We start from the raw sequence: 24187 nt of genomic DNA, 5'->3' as shown, positions 1-24187 counted from the left end.
GTCCTACACCTCCTTCAATCGTTACAATGCTTATTCGTCGTCCTTTTTCAAGAGAGCTTGCAGTTTCTCGAGCCTCGGGTCGATCTTGTCCTGCTGTGCTTTCTCACTGGCAAGCTGCCAGCCTTCTCCTTCTTTCGCGGCATTATCCAATGCCTGCGGATCGTCGGAGAAAACACGGAAAGGAACATCCAATAGGATATTTTCCTCTATATACGGTTTCAAGTCAAGCAGTTCTCCCTCAATAGGATGAATCTCTGACTCGTCATCCGCGCTTGCATATGGAGACAAAGTAAACAGTTCAGTCGTTTCAATATGGAATTCATACGGTACATCTACCAGTGTACGCGCACACGGAAGAATCATCTTACCATCTATTGCGAACTTGACAGTTATATCGTTTCCATACGAAGTCGCCTGACCGCTGACCTTCACCGGATCAATCCGACGAATATCATTTTTGCCCTGGATGTCTGACACATCCACTTGCTCTGTAAATTCGAAAGGTTCAAGACCTTTAGCTTTAAGCTTTTGAACCGGAATTTTCACGTTAATTCACCTCATGGCAACAAAAGTAATTGTAAAAAAAAACAGAAGCTTTGTCAATATATTTTCTTTACACCATGGCAATAATTAGCCTATATTCTTAGTAAAGAACATTATTTCTATTATAACACGTTCGAAAAGCGGAGAAAACCGTTTAGAAACGAAGGGATAGGTGAGAAAGCCCGGAGAGTGGGTGAACTTCCCATTCGCAGGGATTTATCGCCTATACCGCAGTTTCTGGTTTTCGAAGCTAGACAACAAAGAAAAGCAGAGAAAACCGTTTAGAAACGGAGTGGTAAGTAAGAAAGCCCGGAGTGGGTGTTCTCCCCACGCAGGGATTTATTGCTTACAGCGCAGTTTCTGGTTTTCAGAGCTGGATCACAACAAAGAAAAGCGGAAGAAACCGTTTAGAAACGAAGCGGTAAGTAAGGGAGCCCGGAGTGGGTGTTCTTCCCACGCAGGGATCAATTGCTTACAGCGCAGTTTCTGGTTTCTGGAGCTAGACAACACACGAAAAGCGGAAGAAACCGTTTAAACTGGTGCTAACGAGTAAGCCCGTGACAGACCTAAAATACAGAAAGGAGTCTTCATTATGAAAGCAAATGGTCTCATCGTTGAATACAACCCTTTACATAACGGTCATGTTTATCATATACAGCAGGCACAAAAATTAACCGGCAGCGATTGTACGATTGCTGTAATGAGCGGAAATTTCACACAGCGAGGTGAACCGGCCATTTTGGATAAGTTCAGTCGTACAAGAGCGGCACTTTCTGCCGGTGTTGATCTGGTTGTCGAATTGCCCTTCCTTTATGCAGTACAGCACGCTGATTTGTTTGCAAAGGGAGCTGTTTCTATCCTTGATGCACTGAAAGTAGACCACCTTGTTTTTGGTTCTGAAAACGGAAGTATCGAACCTTTCCATCAAGCACAAAAGGAACGGATTAAAAATCAGGCAGTATTTGAGAGTATTCTGAAACAGGAGCTAGATAAAGGCCTATCCTACCCGGAAGCGAATCGTACAGCGTATGAATTAGCCGGAATCAGCTCTACACTCGATCTTAGCAGCCCTAATAATATATTAGGATTTGCATATCTTCAGGCCGCAAATGCGCTTAACACACCAATGCAGGTCGATACAATCCGCCGTATACAAGCAGATTATCATGAACAGTCGATTACCGGCCCGATTGCAAGTGCCACGTCAATTCGCTCTGCTTGGCAGGATGAGAAGACACAAGAAGTGAAAGCAGCAGTGCCAATAAAGACGTTTGAATTATTGGAAACTAAAGAACTTCACAGCTGGGAAGCCTATTTCCCACTGTTACGCTATCTTATCTTAACTAGACCTGCTGAAACCTTACGTCAAATCCACGGAATGGATGAAGGATTGGAATACCGCTTTAAGAAATATATTCACCAGTCATTGGATTTTCAGCAGTTTTTATCTTTACTTAAAACGAAGCGCTATACATGGACACGGCTCCAGCGCGTTTGTGTTCACATATTATCTAATACACAAAAGCACATAATCAACGAACATCTTGATGAAGCAGCATACCCGTATATCCGTATTCTCGGCATGACTAAAACTGGACAGGCATTTCTCTCTTCAAGAAAAAAGCTGCTTGGGGTTCCGCTTTATACTCAATTGAAGGACGGCATGCATCCAGTTGCTGATTTAGAATTGCAAGCTGCAGATGCATATTACAGTATTTTACCTCCTAAAATAGCTGCTGCTTCACGCAGACAAGAGATATCTCCGCCTATATTCGCATAGTAAAAGGATGCATCAAATCGATGCATCCTTTTTATTATTTTGCAGGCATTTCTTCTAAGTATTTTTTAGCATCATCAAAGGTATTGACTGGTACAACTTTCATATCTGTATCGATATCTTCTGCTGTTTGTTTTGCAACCTGATAATTTGAATCCTCAGCACCTTGTTCATTTGGAGCAAAGAAGACGTCGCAGCCTTCTTTATCCGCAGCTACAACCTTCTTGTCAATTCCGCCTATACGGCCGACGTTTCCTTCATAATCTACTTCACCGGTTCCGCAAATCTGAAGGCCCTTCGTCATATCTTCCTTTTCCAGCTGATCGTAAATTTCCAAGCTGAACATAAGTCCCGCACTTGGTCCGCCGATTTGTCCGCTTGAGAAGGTCACTTCAGGATCTTCTGTGACATCACGATCGGTTACGAGCGTAATCCCAATACCAGGTATTTGGGTATCCGGCAGTGCTTGGAGCTTTAATTTCTTCTCCAGCTGTTTGTCATCTCGTTCAATTTTCAAGGTAATAGTATCACCCACACGTTTGGACGTGACATAACTAGTCAGATCTGTTGCTTCTTTCACTTGCTGGTCGTCTACAGCCGTGATGTGGTCACCTTGCTTGAGCTGGCCATCAGCTGGCAAATCATTAACGACAGACACAACATATACGCCTTTGTAATCGATTTGCAGTTCTGCACCCGCTGCCTCATAGGCAACGACGGTAGAAGCTTCTTGAGAGCTCTCCATCTGCATCAGCTGTGCTTGTGTGTATTCTTCCTCGGAAACACCCTCCGGTATAACATCTTCAAGTTTTTCGATTTGATGATATGGCAGTATTTTAGCCATCACATATTGGAATGGCGTTGCTTGCCCGCCCCGTACGGTGACAAGGTGCATATCACCTTCGCTCTTCTCGCTGCCATCTACAGAGACAATTGGATCAAGCGCATCTGCTGCACCCGGCTTGTATACATAATATGGCATTCTGTAAATTCCGGAAAAACAGAAGACGATGATCAGCAGCAGAATAACGAACAAGATATAACGTGTATTCTGTTTCATCTACAAGTTCCCCTTCTGTGCCCGCTTTCTCTACTTATTCAGAAGAAGAAGCATATTTCCCAATTGAGCACGCGTATAGTTAAGATAGCCTGTACAAACTGGCTGAATTTAGTTTACTACTTCGAATTCAAGAAGTACAGCTGTCACAAATCGGAGGGATTTTTTGTGCAAAAAATGAAGTCAATTCTGCTGGCTGGAGCTACATTGCTGCTGGCGGTCAGCTTAATTATGTATCCGGACCCATCATTGCAGGCCAGTATACGTGGATTGAATATGTGGTGGGAAGTCGTTTTTCCATCCCTCCTGCCTTTCTTTATCACTGCAGAACTGCTGATTGCGTTTGGAATGGTTCGTTTTATAGGAGTATTCTGCGAGCCGATCATGCGGCCTTTATTCAATGTTCCCGGCGTCGGCAGTTTTGTGCTCGCTATGGGAATGGCCAGCGGATATCCATCAGGTGCCAAACTGACAAGCCGGCTTCGCCAAGAAAAACAGCTGACAAAGATTGAAGCTGAACGTCTTGTATCTTTCACAAATGCGAGCAACCCTCTTTTTATTGTTGGTGTAATTGCCGTAAGCTTTTTCGGGGAAGCCGAGCTTGGCATGCTGTTAGCAGCAGCGCACTATGGAGGGAATATACTTGTAGGTATCTGCATGCGTTTCTACGGTCGATCCGAACCCCGCTCGTCTTACGTTAGGGAAAAAGGGCTGATAAAACGCGCCTTTCGGGAATTGCATGAAACACGTATGGCTGATAAAAGACCATTCGGAAAGATTTTTGGAGATGCCGTCGTAAATTCTATTCAAACATTACTTATGATTGGCGGATTCATTATCATGTTTTCCGTTTTTAATAAGCTATTATTCATTTTAGGCATCACGGATTTCCTGGCATATGGTTTAAAGCTGCTGACTAGTATTTTTGGTATTCCAGCTGAATTAGTTGTCCCCATGTTCTCCGGATTATTCGAAATAACAATGGGTGGCCAAATGATTGCTCAAGCATCAGGATCAAACTTTTTCTTCCCTATCATTATCGTCAGCTTCATTCTTGCATTCAATGGTTTTTCCGTCCAAGCCCAAGTTGCAAGTATTCTCGCTGAAACAGACATCCGATTTGCTCCGTACTTTTTTGCCCGCCTGCTTCATGGGTTCATTGCTGCTGGATTAGCAGCAATTCTTTATGGACCACTTTATGCCAGACATCAGGAAACAAGTATTTTGACCTTCTTACAAGAAAAAACAGCTCCTGATACTACCATGGAGCTGCTTCGTTTTCTTTCGTCTCTCGGCCCTGCATTCACGCTCTTCATGCTCGCAGTAGGAACACTGATTCTGCTGAGACGCCGATTAAATTAAAATTTTTGCTTGATGGCTTCTTGTACAGGAGGCGGCACAAGCTTACTGATGTCAGCTCCAAAGCTTGCTGCTTCCTTCACGATGCTGGAGCTCAAGAAACTATAAGCAGAATCTGCTGTTATGAAGATAGTCTCTAATCCTGGCTCTAGATGCCTATTAATACCGCTGATCTGCATCTCATTTTCAAAATCACTCACAGCCCGCAGACCACGGACAAGCACTTTCGCATCATGTTTTCTGGCAAAATCGACGGTAAGACCTTCCGCTTTAACAACTGATACGTTTGAGATATGTCTTACCGACTGCCGCAAAAGCTCCATTCGCTCTTCTTCGTTGAACAGTGGTTTTTTCTTGCTGTTCACTGCCACAGCCACAATTACTTTATCAAATATTGCTGCAGCTCTCTGGATAATGTCTACATGACCATTTGTGACTGGATCGAATGAACCGGGATACATAGCAATCGTCATCACTCATCCTCCCGAGCAGCTTGATAGATGGTAATAGCGGTAGTATTTCCATACACGTCTTGTTTTACAGCTTGCAATCCAGCGATGAACTCCGGCAGTTCCTTCTTCGCATCGTGCTCACAAACGATTCGTCCATCTGCTCCCAAAATACCTGCTTCACTGATTTGCTCCAGAAGACCTTCGTATGACATCTTATGATACGGCGGATCCAGAAAAATAAGATCAAACTGTTTCTCCCTTTTTACGACAGCTTTCAGTGCACGAAGCGCATCATTTCGATATACTTCCGAATTGTCCGTCAGCCTCAAGGTTGTCAGGTTCTGTTTGATTGTCTCGACAGCCTTCCCTTGCTTATCTACAAAGATACAATGTGTCATTCCTCTACTCAAAGCTTCAATCCCAAGTCCGCCGCTTCCCGCGAACAGATCCAGACACTCTCCACCATCAAAAAAAGGTCCTAGCACCGAGAACAAGCTCTCTTTCACTTTATCCGTTGTCGGTCTTGTCAATTGGTTAGGGACAGCCTTTAACGCCCTGCCTTTATGTTCTCCAGCAATCACTCGCATTGCATTCCACTCCTTCAAAAAACGATGTATATTCCCGCCTAAGCCGGTCCATACTGTACTATTGAAGCGGCTATCACGCTAATAGCTGCTTCATGAACACGGAGAAGACTTACGTTTCCCCATAAGCTCTTCCTCCGGTTTCTCCTCTCCCTTTGCCTGTTTGTTTTCATTGGAAACAAAAGGCGCCTGCAGGGCTCTTCCCTGCAGGCTTTTTTTATATACCAATCTTATAATCGTATTCTTTCGCTTTATCCTGTTTCGCATTCTCGAAATCGGTACGGATGAAGGGACGGTAAGATAACGCCGTCTTAGAGACGAATGGCAGTTTATTCAATGCTGCTTCCCTCTCTTCTGCTTCCTCCAGGTTCACGTATATCATCGCATATTTAAGCTTTTTGGATACAAAAACAAGATGTCCATGCCGCTTCAGCTGCTTGATATTCTTCATATGCTGGAACCATACGACGATTCCTTGCCGTTTTGTCAACATAAATGATGTTCCTCGCTTTACAGCTTTTTTCTTAGTGTAGCAAAGCCTGCCCCCTTGGAGCAACACAAAAAAACCGGCAAGCCGAAGCTTACCGGAATATTGTCAGGAAGCACACCCGCAGGCGCCGCCGCTTCCACAGCCGCAGCCAGAGTCTTTCATGGCCGCACCTGACCGCGGAGCTTTGACATTCTTGCTCACAGTCATGGCAAGTTTGGCACTTATATCATCAAGCAGTTTTTGCAGATTTCGTTCTGCTATTTTAAATGCCGCAACGTTGGCATCCATATCCATCTCACGCTTCTTGCTGCGGATTTCCTTCATGATGAAGCTGTAATCAGGGTGGTATCTGCCGAATCGCTGCACTTCTTCATACTGTTCCTTTATAGCCGTGAATGCGTCGATTTTCGCTTTCGTTTCGCTATTCTGGTAGAGTGCGGATTGCGCGGAGTTATATGCCGCCATCACTTCCGAATCACGGATCATCACACCCAAATGCTCGGACTTCTCCAGAAGCTCAACGAATTCCATAGTTGCAAACATGTAACCACCTCCCCTATTATCATACCAAATAATAGGGAAATGAAAAGTGTTTAATCCCGCATTGCTCTTGCCATTTGAATCAGCATGTTCACCATGCTCAACTGATCCCCAAACTGTCCGATACGCTGCGGCACCGTTTTACCGTAAAAATAGTTCGCCTGCTTTTCCAAATCTGTGAATGTGCTCGGGTCACGCGCAAGTGTGCGGTACCATACCGGGTGAAGTCTGACAAAACGGAGCAGTTCTTCCCGGTGCTGCAGCCTTTGATAGATTTCCTGCCGCATCACCCTACCTCCTTTTAGTCCTTATGAAAGAACGTTGGTGTCTTCTTCTTTGAAGGAAACTGTTGTTTCACACCTTGATATTGTCCGATCAATTGCTTGATATTTTCAAGCGCTCCATTCAAATGATGGATATGGCCCTGCAGTTTTTGTAAGTCTAACTGATTTGCCATCCCCATCACCTTGTTGAACATTTCTTTTCCTGTCTCTTCTGATTCCTTTTCAGTTTGCTCAGCCTCTGCTTCTGCCGCTGTTTCTCTTTCTGCATTTGCATTCTGCCCATTTTTATATGCTTGCCAGCTCGGATCCTCTTCACCCAGCAGCACCCACTTTTCATAGTATGGCTGCCACCCTGTTTGATTCTGCCTAACTTCTTGAATCAGCTTAGGATGCTGCTGAACGAATTGTCTGAATTCCTGAATAGAAGGATGCAAATTCGTATCTGACATTACATTCATCTCCTAACCAGATAAATACCCTCTCTGACCAATGTATGAAAGACTCAGGCAAATGACACAAAAAAAATGGGGTTCCTCAGCGGAAACCCCATTATTGTAAAAGAAAATTCTGCGTATAGTAGTAACGATACACGCCTACACCTAGCTCTTCATAGGATGCGTCAAGCAGCGTCTTACGATGTCCTTCACTATTCAGCCAGCCAATCATTGCTGCAGGAGCATCTGTATAGCCAGCGGCGATGTTTTCTCCTGCACTTTGGAATTTGACCCGACCGTCCGCCAGCCGATCTCCAAGTTCCTCACCACTTGGTGTCACATGAGAGAAATACTGCTGCTTCTGCATATCTTCACTATGGCCAAGCGCAACAGCGGCTACCTGATCGTTCCATTTTAGCGGCGGCACATCAAAATGTGAACGCATAACATTCGTTATATCAATTATTTGCTGTTCCATTCCTTCCTGCACCTGCTGCCATTCTTCATCCGAAACTTTAGGCTGTTCAGGAAGCTGACCAGTATACGTTACGTCGTAAGGACGCTCCATTACGAGCTGTTCATCAGTCAGCACTCGTACTGCGGTTAGTTCGTCCTCAAATGTATCGAAATAGAACTGAGCGAACAAACCATCTCCAATCTGGGCAAGCGGCTGTATCTGCTGATCCTTATCCTTCAGCTTGAATGTATATCGGTTGCTATCATATCGGAATGAAACTTCTTCTTGAAGCGGATAATCCTGTTCTACTTCTTCCCGGTTCTCACCAAGCTTCGCTTTTGCAAGCGATGCTTCACCAACGGCAAAGGCTGTGACAACACGCCCGTCTTTTACACCATACTGAGCATAAGCATCACCTTTATCATATATATACCACTCATAACCATAAGAAGACTGATCAATTCTATTCGGCTCACCTTGATCCTCTTCTAATGTTTCAGGCGCTTGATTGATCCAACGTTCTATATCACCATTCGGCTTCTGTTCAGCTTCCGCCTTTGGTGTTTGCTCTGTATCTCCTGACTTTGTATCCTGGGCAGGAGCCAGATAATCATCCTTGTTCCAAAAGAACAGCACGCCTGCTCCCACTACGAGTAACAATAATACGATTCGTAAACTCTTCATGCATCCTGCCCCCTTTCCATAAGTTGCACCTATTATAATACAAAATCCAATTTGGAGATAGTCGACTCCTTCGACAAGCTTCACATACCATCTGCGGGAAGCAGCTGTCCATACGTCCGGAACTGAATCAAGCCTCCTACTGGACCAAGCTTTTTGAAGCCGCACCTTGTCAAGACTTCCTGCTTTTCTTCCTCCTCTGGCTTACAAAATGCATGAATTGTTTCGATGCCATGCTTTAGCAGCCAATCGCAAATGCTGATTATTGCTTCATCTTCGTATTTTTTCCCTTGCATCTCTTCGCGAATATCAAAAAATAATTCAGCTTCAGCAGCATCTTGTGAAGGTTGTTTTATGAAAATGTCCCCAACCATATCCTTTTGATATTTTGTATGTAAAATCCATGGTCCAAAACCAAAGCTTGTCTGTCCAGTTTCGAATTCTTCGAGATAAAGAGGTAGCTCGGCCTTCAAGGCATTTGTCGGCCAATCTGTCACATAAGAAATTTCCTGTTCATAAAAGAAGGTGACAGGAAATCGAACAAGCTGCTTTCCCATCTCCATTGTTATAGCTTTCATAGTTAAACGCGGTGTTTCCATATCCATTTACTTTCCCTCTCTCCGATGCACATTTATGGTTCTTATTCCCGATACTTCCTACTACATAAACACAAAAAAGACACCTCCATATTGGAGGTGTCTTTAATTAGAAGATAGCAGGAGTTGTGAAGATCACAAGTGCGATAAAGAAAATCATCAAGTAATTAAGGCTATAGACGAACATCCATGTTGCCCACTTAAGATCATTTTTCATAAAGAACCCAGCGATACCGATTGCAAGCCATCCAACGTTCAATACACTGGCGATGATAACAAATACAGTTCCCAGAGAAGTTAGGTAGAATGGAAGCGGCAGCAAACATGCTGTATAAACAACAATCTGGCGCTTCGTAATTCCAAAGCCGTATACAGAAGGCAGCATCGGGATATTAGCAGCTTTGTAATCATCTGCTTTTTTCATAGCTAAAGCTAAGAAATGCGGTGTCTGCCAGATAAACATGATAGCGAAAACGATCCATGCTTCTGTGCTTAAACCGCCATCGATAGCAGCGTAACCGATTAGCGGAGGAACCGCTCCGGAGAAGCTTCCGATTGCTGTGTTGATTGTATAACGACGTTTAGACCACATCGTATAAAGTACAACATAAGCAAACCAGCCGAAAATACCAATCGCTGCAGCTTGCCAAGTTGTCAGGAATAAAAATCCTGCGCCAAGGACTGTGAATCCAATTCCCATCGTAAGTACAACAGAAAGCGGAATCGTACCTGTTACCGTTGGACGTTTCTTCGTCCGTTTCATCACGTGGTCAATATCACGATCATAATAGTTGTTGATCACACATCCGCCAGCAATGACCAATCCGCTTCCGAGCATCATGTAGATGAATGTCGGGATATGATCAACGAATTGTTGGTTCGTCATATAAAGTGCGAGCCAGAAACCGCCGAAAGCAGTCAACAGATTTGAATTTATAATACCAGTTTTTATAAGCGCCTTAAAGTCTGTCCACAGACTAGTAGTAGAATCGGCCTGTTCAGCACCGTTCAATACTTGTGAAGAAGTTGTTTCGATCTTTTCCACACCAGCACATCCTTTCTGCTTGGTTAAACATAATTCTTGTATACTATCACACTTTTAACATTGTAACACGTCCAGCTCCGTCAAATGAAACGGTTTTTGACAATTTGCTGAACTAATATCTTATCTTCTCAATCTATTCTTTAAAACGGCAAAGCACAGGTCATAAAATTGACAATAAATTTCCCCTTCTTTAAATTGATTTCATGTTACGATAGGCTTAATGTTTTTATCCTAGGTATAAGTTTGTATATAAGAGGTGTTTATACGTGAAATTATTGAAATCCTTATCCGTGATCAGCACTGTAGGTATGCTGTTCATCTTGCTAGGCGGGGCCCTTGTTACAAAGACAGGCTCAGCTGACGGCTGCGGACAAAGCTGGCCGTTGTGTGAAGGTGCATTAACCAACATTACGCCCGAGCTTATCATAGAAGTTGCTCACCGATTTGTTTCTTCAACAATGGGGATCGTCATTCTGTTACTGGCAATCCTTGCTTGGCGCAAAATCGGTCATATTCGAGAAGTTAAGTTCTTGTCTATCGTGGCAGTAGGCTTTCTTGTACTACAAGCATTAATCGGTGCTGCAGCTGTTGTTTGGCAGCAATCCGACACTGTATTGGCGCTGCATTTTGGTATCTCACTTATTTCATTCGCTTCTGTGCTTCTGCTTACTCTCATAGTATTCGAAGTGGACAAGAAGTTCGATGCCCGCGCGCTCGTCATCCACAAAGGGATGCGAATTCAATTTTATCTACACACAATTTTCATTTATTTGGTCGTCTATACCGGAGCGCTTGTACGTCATATGAATGCAAGCCTTGTATGTGGAGATTTCCCACTATGCTCTAACGCAGATCCAGGACTTTTTGGATTGAGCACAGCACAAATGGTACAGATGCTCCACCGCGGCGCAGCAATGCTAGCGCTTGTCTGGTCCTTCATCATCATGGTTCAGGTGCTTCGTCGTTACAAAGGGCACGCAGTGATGACGAAAGGCTGGATCATTAGCTTCTGTCTTTTAGCGGCACAAGCTGTCGTCGGAGCGCTCGTCATTTTCACTGGAATGAATCTATTCGTGGCTCTCATGCATTCCTTGATTATCAGCGTCTACTTCGGAATCATGACATACTTTATCATGCTATCCTTCCGAAGCGCAAAATACGAAAAAGAACTATAAAAAAATCCACTGCCATTAAGCGGCAGTGGATTTTTTTTATTGAAATTCTATTAGCAAATCTCCAACCTGTATCGGTTCTCCATCTTTAACGTTTACTTCTTTAATCGTTCCATCGAATGGAGCTTGTACTGTTGTCTCCATTTTCATCGCTTCTGTAATGAGAAGCTGCTGACCCTTTTGTACTTGCTCACCGGCATTAACCAGTGATCTAATAACTGTTCCAGGCATTGTTGCACCAATATGCTTCTTGTTCTGTTTATCAGCTTTTGGTGTCGTTTTTACTGTTGCCTGAACTTGTTCATCACGCACTAGAACCTCGCGAGGCTGTCCATTAAATTCGAAGTAAATTGTCCGCATTGCATCCGGACCCGCTTCTCCGATTGCGACAAGCTTTACAATCAAGGTCTTTCCAGGTTCGATTTCTACTTCGATTTCTTCATCCAGTTTCATACCATAGAAGAATGTTGGTGTTGTCAGTACAGACAAGTCACCATAAGCTTCTTTGAAGGCAGCGTAAGTTTCAAATACTTTCGGATAAAGGGAGTAAGCAGCAACATCCTGTTCCGTAATGTCAGCTTCCACTTTCTTTCCCAATTCACTTCGCAGCTGATCAAAATCGACTGGGGGCAGCAATTCGCCAGGCCGGTCTGTTATTACTTCGCGATCCTTCACTATCACCTTTTGCAATTCTTTCGGGAAGCCGCCATATGGCTGTCCGAGGTAGCCTTGAGCGAATTCGATTACAGAATCCGGGAAGTCAAGAGCTGCACCTCTCTCAATAACACTAGTTTCATCCAAATCGTTTTGAACCATAAATAACGCCATGTCACCTACAACCTTAGAAGAAGGCGTTACCTTGATAACATCTCCGAAAAGATCGTTTACCCTTCTATACATTACCTTCACTTCATCCCAGCGGTCGCCTAATCCAACTGCATTAGCCTGTTGCAGCAGGTTGCTGTATTGTCCGCCTGGCATTTCGTGCAGATACACTTCTGCATGAGGAGCTTTCATGCCGCTTTCGAAGTCGCTGTAGCGGTTGCGGACATCTTCCCAATAAGAACCAAGCTCGTCATAATTTTCGACATTAATGGATGGTCTGCGCTCCATCCCCTGCATCGCATGATAGAAAGAGCTGGCGCTAGGCTGAGAAGTAAGGCCAGCCATAGATCCTGCTGCTACATCGACGACATCAACACCAGCTTCTACAGCCTTCATATATGTCAAGACACCGTTGCCGCTTGTATCATGCGTATGCAAATGAATCGGAAGTGATACGGTATCCTTCAAAGCGCTGACTAGATCATAAGCAGCCTGCGGTTTTAGCAGTCCTGCCATATCTTTGATACCAATAATGTGAGCACCTGCTGATTCGAGTTCTTTTGCCATCTTCGTATAGTAAGCAAGATCGTATTTCGTCCGACTCGGATCCAGGATATCCCCACTATAACAAAGCGCAGCTTCTGCTACCTTATTTTGCATTCGTACTGCTTCGATAGCAGGCTTCATATTTTCAATCCAGTTCAAGCTATCGAAAATACGGTATACATCTATGCCAGCTTCAGCACTCTCTTTAATGAATTTCTCAACAACGTTATCCGGATAGTTTTTGTAACCGACAGCATTGCTTGCACGAAGCAGCATCTGGAACAATACATTCGGCATCTTTTCCCGTAGTTTAGTCAAGCGCTCCCAAGGATCTTCCTTTAAAAATCGATATGCAACGTCAAAGGTAGCGCCGCCCCACATCTCGACAGAAAATAGATTAGGCAATAGTTTGGCAGTTGGCTCAGCAATTGTTAATAGATCCTTCGTTCTTACACGTGTAGCAAGAAGTGATTGGTGAGCATCACGGAAGGTCGTATCCGTCAACAAGACTTCTTCCTGCTCTCTCAGCCAGTCGGAAAGGCCTTCAGGACCATGTGCGTCCAGAATCTGCTTTGTTCCGTTCTGATAATCAAGTCCTTTTGAAAGCTTCGGAACTCTTGGATAAGGAAATTCCGGTTTCTCGACCTTTCCACCGCCATCAAATCCATTAACAGTTGTATAGCCGATATACTGGAGCATTTTTGTTCCTCTATCCTGACGTTTAGGGAAGTCAAACAGCTCTGGTGTTTCATCGATAAAACCAGTCGTATAGTCAGCTGACAAAAACTTATCATGCAATATGACATTTTCCAAGAATGGAATGTTAGTCTTGATACCTCGAATACGGAACTCGCGAAGGTTTCTTTCCATCTTATAAGCAGCTTGTTTGTAATCCGCTGCCCACGTCGAAACTTTTACAAGCAAGGAATCATAATAAGAGTTGATGACGGAACCTTGGAACGCATTTCCTCCATCTAAACGAACACCAAAGCCGCCACTGGAACGATAAGCCATGATCTTTCCGGTATCCGGCATAAAGTTATTAAGTGGATCCTCTGTTGTCACACGTGCTTGAATCGCATAGCCGTTTGTTTTAATCTCCGACTGTGCAGGGATATGAAGACGTTCATCTGAAAGGCTGTACCCTTGGGCAAGCAAAAGCTGTGTTTGAACGATGTCTACTCCTGTAACTAGCTCCGTGATCGTATGCTCTACTTGAACACGAGGGTTAACCTCGATGAAATAGAAATTGTTATCTGCAACAAGAAATTCAACAGTTCCAGCATTTAAATAAGAAACATTTTTCATTAATTTAACGGCAGCATCACAAATTGCAAGTCGAAGTGATTCCGGCAAACCGACGCTTGGAGCTACTTCAATAACTTTTTGATGCCTTCTCTGTATAGAACAGTCACGCTCGTACAAATGTATAATATTTCCGGCACTATCCCCAAGGATCTGTACCTCAATATGTTTTGGATTTTCAATAAGCTTCTCAACATACACTTCATCACTGCCGAATGCAGCTTTAGCCTCTGATTTGGCTCGCTCATAAGCCTCGGCAAGTTCATCCGCAGAGCGTACAACACGCATGCCTCGTCCGCCGCCGCCCAATGAAGCTTTGATGATGATTGGATAGTTATGGTTCTCGACAAAAGCTTTCACTTCGTCCAGCTCTTGGACCGGTCCATCGCTTCCTGGGATGACTGGTATTTCTGCAAGCAACGCTTGCTGTCTCGCCTTCACTTTATCCCCAAACATATCCAGCTGTTCGCTGCGCGGGCCGATGAAGATAATTCCTTCTTCTTCACAGCGTCTGGCAAAGTGGATGTTCTCAGAAAGGAATCCATAACCTGGGTGAATAGCATCAGCACCAGAAGTTTTCGCAATTTCGAGAATATTCTCGATATCAAGATAGGCATCAATCGGCTTTTTCCCCTCGCCGACTAAATATGCCTCATCTGCTTTGAAGCGGTGACTGGAGGATTTATCCTCTTTAGAATATATAGCAACAGTATGTATTCCAAGCTCGACACAAGCTCGGAATACACGTATCGCAATTTCCCCTCTATTTGCTACTAGAACTTTGTTGATTCCCCTTAGTTCGTCCATCGTTCTCCTCCTCTAGTCTTTTCCCTGGTTTGTGTAGTAGTACTAGTGGTGCGGATCCTCTGTCGATTGGAGGGACGTCTTCCCCGCTTATCTTGCGTAAAGGTGCTTTCTGACACAATCAGCTCTTGTGAACGTACATGCTTGGCAATGTTATTCAATATACCCATAGAAGCGAATAGAATCATCAAGGATGTACCGCCGTAACTGACAAATGGCAGTGTAACACCTGTGATTGGCAATAGACCGGTGATCGCGCCCAGATTGATGAAGGTCTGGATCCCCACCATCGACGAAATGCCTATTGCCAATAATGAACCAAAACTATCTCGACATTGTCTGGCAATATAAAATCCGCGCAGTACAATGATTGCAAGCATTGCCAATACTGCAGCAACTCCGACAAATCCGAGTTCTTCCGCTATAACAGCCATAATAAAGTCTGTGTGCGGTTCCGGAAGATACCCTAGCTTTTGGATGCCTTGTCCCAATCCATCTCCGAAAATACCGCCATTTCCGATAGCAAGATAAGATTGTACAAGCTGGAAGCCTCCGTCTTGAACGTTGTCTTCACTGAATGGCTGATAAGCTCCAGTAAATCGTGAGATACGTTCTTCGTTGATCATGTGCGGCAACACAGCGAGTATTAGCCCGACACCTGCAGCAATCAGAAGACTCAAATGCCTCAAACGTATACCTGCGCTGACTATGATTGAGCAGGAAATCAGAAATACGATAGAAGCTGAACCAACATCCGGCTGAATCACGATCAAGCCAAGTATAAGCCCTAATGCAATAAGAGGCGGCAAAACACCTTTTGAGAAACTATCCAGATATTTCTGCTTCTTGGCATAAACAGCCGATAGATAGATGATCATACCGACTTTAGCCAGCTCTGCCGGCTGCAGGCTGAAGAAGCCAAGATTAAACCAAGATCTGGATCCATTCACTTTACCGGTGAACAAAACTAATACAAGCATGGCAATGATAACTAGCATGATTGGTTTTATCCACTTCTGGAACTTCTGATACGGGACAAAACAGAAAAATGCAAAGACTGGCATCGCTAAAGCAATCCAAATCAATGTTCTGATAAAGAAGGAAGTGGCTGGCTGATCAAATTTAACAACCGCTACCGTATAACTTGCACTATATACCATTACTGCACCAAATGCAGTCAACAGCAACGGAGTGAATAGCAAAGTAAAATCGAAATTACGCAATCTTTTTTTCATCTTAAAGCTCCCATAGTATGTATTTTACGATCGTTACAAATCGCCAGATTCATAGAATAATAAAAAAACCCCGCCGAATTAAAGGGCAATGGGGTTTCATCTTTCGTATGGGATGCCCGTACAAGCAATTGCAGGCGGCCGTAAGCTTTAAGGACGCATAGACCGCTGCGCTGCCTCATGCAGCACATTCAACTGCCTTTCCAAGTTTTCAAGAAGCTCTTTTCCATCTTCTTCTTTCACGAGATTCAATCGAATTGCAAAATCTATCTCACGTGACAAACCAAACATTTGTGTATCGAGTACTTCTTCATAAAGCGGACATTGCGGCATCGTCAAATTGTCCATCTGTACTTTGATTAGTTTAAGTATTTTATCAGCATCCGCCAAAAGAAGGGCATATGCTTTCTCTTGATTACTAACGGTGATCTCAGATATCAATATTATCCCTCCGTTAAACAGACTTCTTCTATACAATTCTAGCGGTAGTCCTGCTAAATTGCAAGACACGTCCAGGTAATATTTTTGTCGAATCGTTGTCAATTGTCACAATCTTTATGTTAAGCTATATTCGTAGATACTCTGAAAAAGGAAGTGTCGCTATATGGTAATCACCCTGACAGGCAAAGTTGAGTTTCCACTCACACTTGATCCATCCGTCTGGATTTTTGATGATCGCAAAATCCTTTTTGAAAACGCTTTTAAAGAGGTTGAGTCAATTCCTGCTACGGAAGAAAAGCACTGGGATCGCTCTATTTATCAGCAAAAAATGAAGCCACCTATTAATAAGAGCCTTACAAAGGCAGAGAGAAAACTGGCACTTGAAAACAGTTATGTAATGCCTATTTCCGACTTTCTCAAAACAGCCAGTATACAAGAAGATGCCACGCATGCGGTTTTTCTGACAGACTCTGGTGAAGAAATCGTTCCTTTGGACGAGCTTAAGGCGAGCATGTTTCTGTTCGCAGTAGATGGGCGCAGCATTAAAGAAACCGGACCTGCTCACTGCTACCTGCCCAGCAGGAAGGAAGATCCGATCAAAGCTATTCGTCAGATAAAGATCTGCTAAGGTTCCTGTTTAGAATCTACTATGAGCGGATATGACTGATAGAGACTTTTTGTAAGATACACACAATGGCTTATCGTATGGTAAACTGAAAAAGTATTATACTCTCCTGAGGTGATAGCATGCGTGTAAAATGTGTACTTTGCGATAAAGTCGAAGAAATAGATGATGGAAGTCCGCATGCGAAAAAACTGCGGAATCGGCGCAATAGCATGCATATATGCAACGATTGCTCAGACCGTATCGCAATGCGGACGAAGGAACGGAAAGCGACCGGGAATTTCAATTTATACCGGGAAAAGAAGACAGATGAACCTTTAATTTAATAAATGAGGTGAAACGATGTCAAAGGGATTAGCTTTACTGACTGCAATATTAGTTATTGCTTGCTTCGTAGCAGCAGGCGTGACGATCAGCTACCAAAACTATGGCTTAATGACAGTCGCGATCATCGCCGGTTTCTTCATTATGGGTGCTGGTATCTTCGCAAAACGAAAAGGACAATAAAAAAAGACGGGCTATCCGTCTTTTTTTATTTTAATTCGATGTAATCCTGAATCAATTCCTGGTGGATGCTGCTATTTGCTGCAACAACTGTCGTCTTATTCAGGAAGTCGACAGGCTCACCAGTTGCATCAGTCAGTTTTCCACCTACTTCTTGCAGCAGTACAAAGCCACCAGCATAATCCCATGGCTGCAGACTGAAAGTTAAGTAAGCATCTGTAATCCCTTCGGCAAGAAAAGCAAGCTCCAAAGCCGCTGATCCATAAGCACGAGTTCCCATTGCACGATAGACGAGCTGCTGCAGCTTTTCTTCGTTCACCCGACGGTTGGGGCAGAGCCAGAAATGGTTCAGCTCGATAATCGATTGATCGAGCGTCTTTTCGGGAAGCATTGGCAGCTGAAAATCTCCTTTAAATGCCCCTTCACCACGTTTTGCGTGATAAAGCGTATCCTCCATCACATTATAAATTATCCCAATTTCCGCAATACCGTCATGTATAATTCCTATTGAAATAGCGAAATTTGATTTCTGATGGACAAAATTCATCGTACCGTCTATCGGGTCGATTATCCACACTGTACCTTTCGTTTCGGAAACAGCTTCTCCGATACCTTCTTCCCCTAGCACTTTATGCGATGGATAGTTTTCACGTATTCTTTCCAAAAAGAAAGACTCAACTGCTTTATCCATCTTTGTTACAAGATCTTTCGGGCTTGACTTTGTCATGATCTCCAATGGTTCATCCATCTTCTCTTTGATAAGCTGTCCTGCTTCCAGCACCCACTGTTGTGCTTGCTTATGCAATGTATGCTTCATTGATTGCTCCATCATGTGCCCCCCATTCTTTCCACTAGCTTATCACAAATAGTTTAAGATTCGAATCGATTCAATTGCTCGCTGAGTACACGAAGCTTCGCTTTTGCTTCCTTCACTCCTTTGTCATCTTCCTTCTGCATAGCATCAGACAAAGTAACTAGAAAATAATCGATCTCAAGGCGTATAGCAGGCACCTTCTCCTGGGCTTCTCTTTTTCGTAAGGCTTCCATTACATCACGCATCTTGATCTCCTCCTATCTATTTAAACCATCTATCAAGTTGTTTCTTTTTTACCACTGCTATGCGGTTTGTAAACCTTTCCTTACTTGCATTTTAACTATTGGACGGGTATGATGAAGGAAGATTTCTGCAAGGAGTGACTCTAATGACCGCATTATTCACAAAAGAAGATTTCGATGTTTTTACAATAGATGGTTTAGATGAAAGAATGGAAGTGCTGCGCAGCCGTCTTTCTCCAAAACTGGAGATGCTTGCTACAGAACTAGCACCATATGCAGAACAAGTGACAGACCATGATATGTATGTTCACGTTGCTAAGCATGCACGACGCACGAAGAATGCGCCGAACGATACATGGTCCGCTCTAGCTTCAAGCAAGCGCGGATATAAAAAGCTGCCTCATTTTCAGATTGGGCTGTGGGGTACACATGTCTTTGTCCAATTCGCACTTATATATGAAAGTCCTTTAAAGGAAACGGTTGGCCAGAAGATGGCAGAAGCTAAAAAGCAGATTCTAGAAAATATTCCTTCTCACTACGTTTGGTCTATGGATCATATGAAACCCGATGCTGCTCCTATATCAGATGAGCTATATGACAAAATTGCAGATCGATTGCAGCATGTCAAAAAAGCGGAACTAGTATGCGGAATTCATCTGCAGCCTGATGATCCAGCGCTTGCTTCTAAAGAAGCTTTCCTTAAGGTGTGTCAGGATGTTCTAAAACATACAGCTATTCTTTACGAACAAGCGGCTTATCAGCCCGTATAACGCATAAAACCCCCATTCCTTAAACAGGAAGGGGGGTTTTTTTACATTTTGATTTTTGCACCAGATGGAGCGGCCTTGGCTTTCTGAACAGCTCTATAGCTGGAATAACCGGAATCTTTTTGAAACTTGGCGTCCAGCTGCTTTTCTTCTGATTTAGATGGTACAACTTGCTTGAAACGTTCATACGCAAGCAGCAGATCTTCGCGCAAAATTCCATCTTCATATGTACGCTCTACTAATGAAAAGAAATTCACTACGTCAATGATCTCTGTTTTCGTCCACGTTTCATCAATTGGATAGCTGTAATTCATTCTATCCCTCCTTTTCCCTGGATAATAGTGTAACACGAAAATAACTTTCCATGCGATGCTAGTAATCTTGATGCAGTTTTGCTATAATTCTTTTGTTTTTAACATGTAAAGAGGTGTCAGCTAAGATGTTTTCACAAGAACAAGCACCACTATTCGACGGTGTGCGCAAGCATGCGGCGAATAAACCATTGCAATTTCATATACCAGGACATAAAACCGGAAAAGGAATGGATAAAGAATTCTCAGAATATATAGGTGAGAATGCCCTTTCCATCGATTTGATAAATATAGAACCTCTGGACGACTTACATCATCCTCACGGGATGATCCAAGAAGCACAGCAGCTTGCGGCCAAAGCCTTCGGAGCAGACTATACATTCTTTTCCGTTCAAGGAACAAGCACTCCTATTATGGCAATGGTCATGAGTGTATGTAAACCAGGGGACAAGATCATCGTACCCCGGAACGTCCATAAATCTGTAACCAGCGCGCTCATCTTCTCAGGAGCGATACCTGTTTTCGTGCATCCTCAACTGGATCACAAACTTGGCATATCACACGGTATCACTCCGGAAGCTGTTGAAAAAGCACTGGAAGCAAATCCGGATGCAAAAGCTGTCCTCGTCATTAATCCGACTTACTTTGGTGTGGCTGCCGATTTGGCACATATCGTAGAAATATCCCACCGTTATGAAGTCCCTGTTCTTGTCGACGAAGCACATGGTGTTCACATTCACTTTCACGATGAAATGCCTGTTTCGGCCATGGCTGCAGGTGCAGACCTCGCTGCTACCAGTGTCCACAAGCTTGGAGGTTCTTTGACACAAAGCTCTATCCTTAATCTGCGTGAAGGACTGGTACGCCATGAACAGGTTCAAACAGTTCTTTCCATGCTCACATCAACGAGCACATCTTATATTCTGCTCGCATCATTGGATGCTGCGCGGCGTCAGCTTGCAACAAAAGGTCAGGATATGAATACTCATGCTATCCAGCTGGCAAATGACGCACGCCAAAGCATTAACGGCATAGATGGTCTGTATTGTGCCGGTGAGGAGATTCTTAGCTCGGAGGCAGCCTTTGCCATGGATCCGACTAAACTGCTTGTATCTGTAAAACAGCTCGGCATATCCGGCAGCGAAGCAGAACGCTGGCTGCGAAAAGAAAAAAATATCGAGGTTGAACTTTCCGATTTATATAACTTGCTGTTTTTGATTACACCTGCTGATTCAGTTGAAGAAATTCAGCAGCTTATAGATGCATTGACAGATCTGGCAGATCTTCATCAAGCAGAAATCTCAGCTACCGAGATTGAGGTATCTGTACCAGAAATTCCGGTATTATCGTTAAGTCCCCGTGATGCTTTTTATGCTGATACGGAAGCAATCCCGCTTACAGAAGCTGAAGGTCGAATCAGTGCTGAATCCATTATGGTCTATCCGCCAGGAATCCCGATATTCATTCCAGGTGAAATCATTAGTGCCGATAATATCAGCTATATTCAACGTAACCTGGAAGCAGGTTTGCCGGTGCAAGGTTTAATGGATGAATCAATTGAATACATCCGCGTTATTAAAGAGCACCGTGCCTTCCGATAAAAAAACTCCCCATATGGGGAGTTTTTTTATGAAGGTCGCTCTATTGTTTCCGGATCGACAAGCTCATAGCCTTTATCTCTTAAGCCCGTCACAATGTCCGGTACAGCTTGTGCTGTCCATTCTCGATCATGCATGAGCAAATTCGCACCATTTCCTAACAGTTCCGTGTTAACCATAATATCCGCTAAAGCGTCACTGTCCTGGTACTGACTCTCCCAATCATAACCGTAAGTCCAGTTCATCACTGTCATTCCTTCATCTTCTGCCAGCTGCCTGCTGTAGTCCGTATTCTCTCCAAACGGAGCTCTGAAGAATTCGGGTTTTTCACCAATGATCTCTTCAACCTGTTCGTTCACTTTGATAATTTCTTCTTTTGCTTCTTCTTCGGTCAAATCATTCAGATTGGCATGACTGTATGTATGGTTTCCGATCGCAAACCCCATGTCATGAATTTTTTTAAGTGTCTCTTTTTCTTCATCAGTCGTTAAAAAGTGACCATTAACGAAAAAGATTGCCGGTGCATCAGCTTCCTTCAAGGACTCTGCAATTTCTAAAGCATGCTTATCCGGTGCATCATCGAAGGTCAGCAGTGCAACCTGTGCATTGGCATCGTCGATTGGGACTATGGAAGAAACTTCAGAAACCTTATATTGCGGTTCTTGCTGCTCCTCCTGTTTCTCTGCCTGCTTCTCTTCAGCTTCCTGCTGTTCAACGTTCTCTTCCTCCGCATTCTCCTTCGTTTGTTCCTGCTCAGAAGATGCACTCTTTGTACTTTCCGTTTGATCCGATTCACTGTTCGTCTGTTCTGTACTAGCACATCCGCTTATCAGTACAGCGGATAAGCAAAAGAGTGTAGGAAATAATAAAAATCTCTTCACCAAAAAAAACCTCCAATTTGACATAATACTGCCATTATAGAGGAAAGATTTGGACTTGTAATGCAAGAAGGTCAAAATATGTCGAGTTTAGGAGAAATGTACCGGTTAAGGTTTACTAATTTGTCAATACGGGTAGGAACTTCAAGTAGACATTGTTATACTATTCACTTACGTGAAATTATACGAGCTTTAAAGCAGAAAGGATTTTTTTATGAAGAAAACAACAAGTGTATTTTGGTGGGGAATTGGAATTGTGGTAGCTTTCCTTATTTGGGGCAGCATTCCAGAATCTGTACTTCCCAACGGAAATACTGCGAATGTGACAAATACCATTCAAACTTTCCTGATTGATCAGTTTGGCTGGTTCTACTTAATTGCTACCACAATTTTCCTCGGTTTTGCATTTTTCCTCATGTTCTCCAAATACGGAAAAATTACATTAGGTAAACCTGACGACAAACCAGAATACAGCTACATATCTTGGTTTGCAATGCTGTTTAGTGCTGGTATGGGGATTGGTTTGGTTTTCTGGGGAGCATCAGAGCCACTGAATCATTTCAATAATCCGCCTACAATCGTAGAAGATGCGCAAACTGCTGAAGCAGGATCAACTGCTCTATCCTACAGCTTTTTCCATTGGGGACTGCATCCTTGGGCCACTTACGCGATACTTGCGCTGGCAATTGCTTACTTCACCTTCCGCAAGCAATCTAAAGGCGGCGTAATAAGTGCGATCTTGGAACCAATTTTCGGTGATCGCATCCATGGTCCGCTCGGAAAACTTATTGATATCATTGCAGTTTTTGCGACTATTTTCGGTGTAGCTACATCTCTAGGTCTTGGTGCTATTCAAATTAGCGGTGGACTATCCTATATTTTTGATGGAATAGAACCAACCTTTAGTACTGAATTACTCATTATTGTAATTGTTACAATATTATTCATTGGTTCTGCATTAAGTGGTTTAGACAGAGGTATAAAAATCCTAAGTAATGCTAATATAATATTTGCAGTTTTGCTTATGCTTGCTGTTCTGTTTTTAGGACCAACTAATTTTATTCTTAATTCCTTTGTAACTTCCTTAGGACAATATGTACAACACATTCCAGAATGGAGTTTACGCCTGACACCTTATGAATCTGATAATTCTTGGATTGGAGATTGGACTTTATTCTACTGGGCATGGTGGATTGCATGGGCACCATTCGTCGCAACCTTTATCGCCAGAGTATCAAGAGGACGAACAATAAGAGAATTCGTCACTGGTGTATTATTAGTACCTACAATCTTCGGTGCTATGTGGTTTGCAGTATTCGGCGCTACCGGCATTCACATGGAATACTTCCAGAATATCGATATATTCGGTGATATTACAGCACTTGGAGAAGAAGTAGGATTGTTCGCAATGCTATCTCAGCTTCCAGGCGGAATGATTCTTTCCGTTCTTGCATTATTGCTTATTGCTACATTCTTCATTACCTCTGCTGACTCAGCTACATTCGTTTTAGGGATGCAGACAACAAATGGCGATCTAAACCCTTCTAAGTCAGTCAAATTGATTTGGGGTTTGATTCAATCTGCAACAGCTGCGATTTTGTTATGGGTTGGCGGTGCAGATGGTCTAGGCGCATTACAGACCGCTTCGATTATTGCAGCCTTCCCATTTGCGATAATTTTGATCTTAGTAGTCATTTCTCTAATTATCACCTTTAAAAAGGAAGCAAAACGACTAAATCTGGATAACAAACCAGAAACACCAGCGAAAAAGACAGGAGATTAACTCTCCTGTCTTTTTCTTTTTGCAGGATTTCTCTGAAATTT

27 protein-coding genes are annotated in these 24187 nt (G+C 43.3%); 9 read left to right on the top strand and 18 right to left on the bottom strand.

Annotation, left to right across the window (positions count from 1 at the left end; all coding sequences use genetic code 11):
- Positions 1 to 30 precede the first annotated feature (30 nt).
- Entirely contained in the window at positions 31 to 546 is a 516-nt protein-coding gene (locus GZ22_RS06040; RefSeq protein ID WP_038559913.1) for a YceD family protein, read from the bottom strand.
- Between the two features lie 589 nt (positions 547 to 1135).
- Between GZ22_RS06040 and GZ22_RS06035 the strand changes: the two genes are divergently transcribed.
- Positions 1136 to 2323 (top strand): nucleotidyltransferase, encoded by a 1188-nt coding sequence (locus GZ22_RS06035; RefSeq protein ID WP_038559911.1) that lies wholly within the window; start codon positions 1136 to 1138, stop codon positions 2321 to 2323.
- Between the two features lie 34 nt (positions 2324 to 2357).
- Here the strand turns inward: GZ22_RS06035 and GZ22_RS06030 are convergent, their stop codons facing one another.
- Positions 2358 to 3380 carry a SepM family pheromone-processing serine protease gene (locus tag GZ22_RS06030; RefSeq protein ID WP_038559909.1) on the bottom strand — a complete coding sequence of 341 codons (1023 nt, stop codon included), beginning with the start codon at positions 3378 to 3380 and terminating at the stop codon, positions 2358 to 2360.
- 174 nt (positions 3381 to 3554) lie between these two features.
- On the opposite strand from GZ22_RS06030, the gene ylbJ reads away from it, so the two are divergent.
- Positions 3555 to 4739: a sporulation integral membrane protein YlbJ gene (gene ylbJ / locus GZ22_RS06025; protein WP_038565728.1), complete on the top strand. Its 1185-nt coding sequence runs from the start codon at positions 3555 to 3557 to the stop codon at positions 4737 to 4739.
- On the opposite strand, the gene coaD is transcribed toward ylbJ, so the two are convergent.
- The 9 genes from coaD to cyoE all read right to left on the bottom strand — a co-directional run bounded on the left by coaD (position 4736) and on the right by cyoE (position 10299).
- A complete protein-coding gene (gene coaD / locus GZ22_RS06020; protein ID WP_084160671.1) occupies positions 4736 to 5212 on the bottom strand; it encodes a pantetheine-phosphate adenylyltransferase in 477 nt (158 codons plus the stop codon). The genes ylbJ and coaD overlap by 4 nt on opposite strands.
- Complete coding sequence (gene rsmD / locus GZ22_RS06015; protein WP_281176672.1) at positions 5209 to 5793, bottom strand: 16S rRNA (guanine(966)-N(2))-methyltransferase RsmD; 585 nt, start codon at positions 5791 to 5793, stop codon at positions 5209 to 5211. Before rsmD ends, coaD begins: the two co-directional genes overlap by 4 nt.
- A 196-nt stretch (positions 5794 to 5989) precedes the next feature.
- Complete coding sequence (locus GZ22_RS06010; protein ID WP_038559903.1) at positions 5990 to 6265, bottom strand: YlbG family protein; 276 nt, start codon at positions 6263 to 6265, stop codon at positions 5990 to 5992.
- 102 nt (positions 6266 to 6367) lie between these two features.
- Entirely contained in the window at positions 6368 to 6805 is a 438-nt protein-coding gene (locus GZ22_RS06005) for a YlbF/YmcA family competence regulator (protein WP_038559900.1), read from the bottom strand.
- A 50-nt stretch (positions 6806 to 6855) separates the two neighbouring features.
- Positions 6856 to 7089 carry a YlbE-like family protein gene (locus tag GZ22_RS06000; RefSeq protein WP_038559896.1) on the bottom strand — a complete coding sequence of 78 codons (234 nt, stop codon included), beginning with the start codon at positions 7087 to 7089 and terminating at the stop codon, positions 6856 to 6858.
- Between the two features lie 14 nt (positions 7090 to 7103).
- Positions 7104 to 7535, bottom strand: a complete 432-nt coding sequence (gene ylbD / locus GZ22_RS05995; protein WP_038559893.1) for a YlbD family protein — start codon at positions 7533 to 7535, stop codon at positions 7104 to 7106.
- Between the two features lie 100 nt (positions 7536 to 7635).
- Positions 7636 to 8661 (bottom strand): CAP domain-containing protein, encoded by a 1026-nt coding sequence (locus tag GZ22_RS05990; protein WP_038559890.1) that lies wholly within the window; start codon positions 8659 to 8661, stop codon positions 7636 to 7638.
- 80 nt (positions 8662 to 8741) lie between these two features.
- A complete protein-coding gene (locus GZ22_RS05985; RefSeq protein WP_038559887.1) occupies positions 8742 to 9263 on the bottom strand; it encodes a GNAT family N-acetyltransferase in 522 nt (173 codons plus the stop codon).
- Between the two features lie 100 nt (positions 9264 to 9363).
- Positions 9364 to 10299 carry a heme o synthase gene (cyoE, locus tag GZ22_RS05980; protein WP_038559884.1) on the bottom strand — a complete coding sequence of 312 codons (936 nt, stop codon included), beginning with the start codon at positions 10297 to 10299 and terminating at the stop codon, positions 9364 to 9366.
- A gap of 308 nt (positions 10300 to 10607) precedes the next feature.
- Here cyoE and GZ22_RS05975 point away from each other — a divergent pair, with 308 nt between their 5' ends.
- On the top strand, positions 10608 to 11474 hold the full coding sequence (locus GZ22_RS05975) for a COX15/CtaA family protein (protein ID WP_051748458.1): 867 nt from the start codon (positions 10608 to 10610) through the stop codon (positions 11472 to 11474).
- Between the two features lie 36 nt (positions 11475 to 11510).
- Here GZ22_RS05975 and pyc read toward each other — a convergent pair whose 3' ends face one another.
- From pyc to GZ22_RS05960, 3 genes are all read right to left on the bottom strand, one after another.
- The gene (gene pyc, locus GZ22_RS05970; RefSeq protein WP_038559877.1) at positions 11511 to 14954 is read right to left on the bottom strand and encodes a pyruvate carboxylase; all 3444 of its coding nucleotides are present in this window, start codon (positions 14952 to 14954) and stop codon (positions 11511 to 11513) included.
- The gene (ftsW, locus tag GZ22_RS05965) at positions 14942 to 16186 is read right to left on the bottom strand and encodes a putative lipid II flippase FtsW (protein WP_084160669.1); all 1245 of its coding nucleotides are present in this window, start codon (positions 16184 to 16186) and stop codon (positions 14942 to 14944) included. The genes pyc and ftsW overlap by 13 nt, the downstream gene beginning before the upstream one ends.
- Positions 16187 to 16333: 147 nt before the next feature.
- On the bottom strand, positions 16334 to 16624 hold the full coding sequence (locus GZ22_RS05960; protein ID WP_038559874.1) for an Fpa/YlaN family protein: 291 nt from the start codon (positions 16622 to 16624) through the stop codon (positions 16334 to 16336).
- A gap of 163 nt (positions 16625 to 16787) precedes the next feature.
- On the opposite strand from GZ22_RS05960, the gene GZ22_RS05955 reads away from it, so the two are divergent.
- The 3 genes from GZ22_RS05955 (at position 16788) to GZ22_RS18585 (ending at position 17756) form a co-directional block, all read left to right on the top strand.
- On the top strand, positions 16788 to 17252 hold the full coding sequence (locus GZ22_RS05955; RefSeq protein ID WP_038559871.1) for a hypothetical protein: 465 nt from the start codon (positions 16788 to 16790) through the stop codon (positions 17250 to 17252).
- A gap of 119 nt (positions 17253 to 17371) precedes the next feature.
- Positions 17372 to 17575 (top strand): YlaI family protein, encoded by a 204-nt coding sequence (locus GZ22_RS05950; RefSeq protein WP_038559869.1) that lies wholly within the window; start codon positions 17372 to 17374, stop codon positions 17573 to 17575.
- 16 nt (positions 17576 to 17591) lie between these two features.
- Entirely contained in the window at positions 17592 to 17756 is a 165-nt protein-coding gene (locus GZ22_RS18585) for a DUF5325 family protein (protein WP_164072046.1), read from the top strand.
- A gap of 25 nt (positions 17757 to 17781) precedes the next feature.
- Here the strand turns inward: GZ22_RS18585 and GZ22_RS05945 are convergent, their stop codons facing one another.
- Together GZ22_RS05945 and GZ22_RS05940 are read right to left on the bottom strand one after the other, a co-directional pair.
- On the bottom strand, positions 17782 to 18585 hold the full coding sequence (locus GZ22_RS05945) for an inositol monophosphatase family protein (RefSeq protein ID WP_342666733.1): 804 nt from the start codon (positions 18583 to 18585) through the stop codon (positions 17782 to 17784).
- Between the two features lie 38 nt (positions 18586 to 18623).
- Positions 18624 to 18812 (bottom strand): hypothetical protein, encoded by a 189-nt coding sequence (locus GZ22_RS05940; protein WP_038559862.1) that lies wholly within the window; start codon positions 18810 to 18812, stop codon positions 18624 to 18626.
- A 143-nt stretch (positions 18813 to 18955) separates the two neighbouring features.
- On the opposite strand from GZ22_RS05940, the gene GZ22_RS05935 reads away from it, so the two are divergent.
- Complete coding sequence (locus GZ22_RS05935; protein WP_038559858.1) at positions 18956 to 19579, top strand: YktB family protein; 624 nt, start codon at positions 18956 to 18958, stop codon at positions 19577 to 19579.
- Positions 19580 to 19620: 41 nt separating this feature from the next.
- Here GZ22_RS05935 and GZ22_RS05930 read toward each other — a convergent pair whose 3' ends face one another.
- Positions 19621 to 19890 (bottom strand): UPF0223 family protein, encoded by a 270-nt coding sequence (locus GZ22_RS05930; RefSeq protein ID WP_038559855.1) that lies wholly within the window; start codon positions 19888 to 19890, stop codon positions 19621 to 19623.
- A gap of 125 nt (positions 19891 to 20015) precedes the next feature.
- On the opposite strand from GZ22_RS05930, the gene GZ22_RS05925 reads away from it, so the two are divergent.
- Entirely contained in the window at positions 20016 to 21488 is a 1473-nt protein-coding gene (locus GZ22_RS05925) for an aminotransferase class I/II-fold pyridoxal phosphate-dependent enzyme (protein ID WP_038559853.1), read from the top strand.
- Between the two features lie 26 nt (positions 21489 to 21514).
- On the opposite strand, the gene GZ22_RS05920 is transcribed toward GZ22_RS05925, so the two are convergent.
- A complete protein-coding gene (locus tag GZ22_RS05920) occupies positions 21515 to 22366 on the bottom strand; it encodes a polysaccharide deacetylase family protein (protein WP_038565724.1) in 852 nt (283 codons plus the stop codon).
- 211 nt (positions 22367 to 22577) lie between these two features.
- Here GZ22_RS05920 and GZ22_RS05915 point away from each other — a divergent pair, with 211 nt between their 5' ends.
- Positions 22578 to 24146, top strand: coding sequence for a glycine betaine uptake BCCT transporter (locus tag GZ22_RS05915; protein WP_038559851.1), 1569 nt, complete (start codon positions 22578 to 22580; stop codon positions 24144 to 24146).
- Positions 24147 to 24187 lie beyond the last annotated feature (41 nt).

Origin of the sequence: Terribacillus saccharophilus (genome assembly GCF_000725365.1) — a bacterium.
GTDB classification, from domain to species: Bacteria; Bacillota; Bacilli; order Bacillales; family Amphibacillaceae; genus Terribacillus; species Terribacillus saccharophilus.
The sequence above is the reverse complement of the archived record's forward strand: the minus strand, read 5'-3'. Positions and strand labels throughout refer to the sequence as shown.

Excerpts from the sequence above, each read along its gene's own strand:
- GZ22_RS06035 (WP_038559911.1), top strand. The coding sequence starts at position 1,136 with ATGAAAGCAAATGGTCTCATCGTTGAATACAACCCTTTACATAACGGT.
- GZ22_RS06030 (WP_038559909.1), bottom strand. The coding sequence starts at position 3,380 with ATGAAACAGAATACACGTTATATCTTGTTCGTTATTCTGCTGCTGATC.
- ylbJ (WP_038565728.1), top strand. The coding sequence starts at position 3,555 with ATGAAGTCAATTCTGCTGGCTGGAGCTACATTGCTGCTGGCGGTCAGC.
- GZ22_RS06010 (WP_038559903.1), bottom strand. The coding sequence starts at position 6,265 with ATGTTGACAAAACGGCAAGGAATCGTCGTATGGTTCCAGCATATGAAG.
- GZ22_RS06005 (WP_038559900.1), bottom strand. The coding sequence starts at position 6,805 with ATGTTTGCAACTATGGAATTCGTTGAGCTTCTGGAGAAGTCCGAGCAT.
- GZ22_RS06000 (WP_038559896.1), bottom strand. The coding sequence starts at position 7,089 with ATGCGGCAGGAAATCTATCAAAGGCTGCAGCACCGGGAAGAACTGCTC.
- ylbD (WP_038559893.1), bottom strand. The coding sequence starts at position 7,535 with ATGTCAGATACGAATTTGCATCCTTCTATTCAGGAATTCAGACAATTC.
- GZ22_RS05990 (WP_038559890.1), bottom strand. The coding sequence starts at position 8,661 with ATGAAGAGTTTACGAATCGTATTATTGTTACTCGTAGTGGGAGCAGGC.
- GZ22_RS05985 (WP_038559887.1), bottom strand. The coding sequence starts at position 9,263 with ATGGATATGGAAACACCGCGTTTAACTATGAAAGCTATAACAATGGAG.
- GZ22_RS05975 (WP_051748458.1), top strand. The coding sequence starts at position 10,608 with ATGCTGTTCATCTTGCTAGGCGGGGCCCTTGTTACAAAGACAGGCTCA.
- pyc (WP_038559877.1), bottom strand. The coding sequence starts at position 14,954 with ATGGACGAACTAAGGGGAATCAACAAAGTTCTAGTAGCAAATAGAGGG.
- ftsW (WP_084160669.1), bottom strand. The coding sequence starts at position 16,186 with ATGAAAAAAAGATTGCGTAATTTCGATTTTACTTTGCTATTCACTCCG.
- GZ22_RS05955 (WP_038559871.1), top strand. The coding sequence starts at position 16,788 with ATGGTAATCACCCTGACAGGCAAAGTTGAGTTTCCACTCACACTTGAT.
- GZ22_RS05950 (WP_038559869.1), top strand. The coding sequence starts at position 17,372 with ATGCGTGTAAAATGTGTACTTTGCGATAAAGTCGAAGAAATAGATGAT.
- GZ22_RS18585 (WP_164072046.1), top strand. The coding sequence starts at position 17,592 with ATGTCAAAGGGATTAGCTTTACTGACTGCAATATTAGTTATTGCTTGC.
- GZ22_RS05945 (WP_342666733.1), bottom strand. The coding sequence starts at position 18,585 with ATGATGGAGCAATCAATGAAGCATACATTGCATAAGCAAGCACAACAG.
- GZ22_RS05940 (WP_038559862.1), bottom strand. The coding sequence starts at position 18,812 with ATGCGTGATGTAATGGAAGCCTTACGAAAAAGAGAAGCCCAGGAGAAG.
- GZ22_RS05935 (WP_038559858.1), top strand. The coding sequence starts at position 18,956 with ATGACCGCATTATTCACAAAAGAAGATTTCGATGTTTTTACAATAGAT.
- GZ22_RS05930 (WP_038559855.1), bottom strand. The coding sequence starts at position 19,890 with ATGAATTACAGCTATCCAATTGATGAAACGTGGACGAAAACAGAGATC.
- GZ22_RS05925 (WP_038559853.1), top strand. The coding sequence starts at position 20,016 with ATGTTTTCACAAGAACAAGCACCACTATTCGACGGTGTGCGCAAGCAT.
- GZ22_RS05915 (WP_038559851.1), top strand. The coding sequence starts at position 22,578 with ATGAAGAAAACAACAAGTGTATTTTGGTGGGGAATTGGAATTGTGGTA.